This window comes from Mycobacterium sp. DHQP2018-32-09 (genome assembly GCF_058148405.1).
In genome coordinates this window covers 1-424 of sequence record NZ_JBYVYK010000164.1, presented here as the reverse complement: position 1 = coordinate 424, position 424 = coordinate 1, and the positions used below count along the sequence as shown (strand labels likewise).

Genomic DNA, 424 nt, shown 5'->3' with positions numbered 1-424 from the left:
TCAGGGAGCTGTGGCAGATCCGACACGCTCACGCTGCGCCACCGGCTACGCTCGCCGCCATGTACGCACTCACGTACGCAGCCGAGACAGACAGCGCAGTTACATGGATGGACTGGGCCAAGGTCGCTCCAACCGCTGCCGTCGTCTCTGCCGTAGTCACATTGCTGATTCGCTGGTGGGATAAGCCCCGCCCTGTACTACATCTAGAGATGCGCCTAAGGGAGAACATTGGCGAGGCGTCATTTGATTGGGGGGTGGCCGCGCTAATCAACCTCGGCGATGGCGATGCCTTCGATATACGTCTATTCGGGTCAGGCTGCGACGTAGGGGTGCGCAATACTCCAGACAACGAGGGCAAATGGACATACCGAATACCTGTGCTGAAAGCTGGCGCAACACAGCTGATCGCAATCGGAACTGAAAA

The 424-nt window shown here is 58.3% G+C and carries 1 protein-coding gene; it reads left to right on the top strand.

The window, feature by feature from the left end; all coding sequences use genetic code 11:
- Window positions 1-59 precede the first annotated feature (59 nt).
- Window positions 60-424: hypothetical protein (locus AC30CM_RS27170; RefSeq protein ID WP_490120002.1), on the top strand; the 365-nt coding region annotated here is incomplete at its 3' end.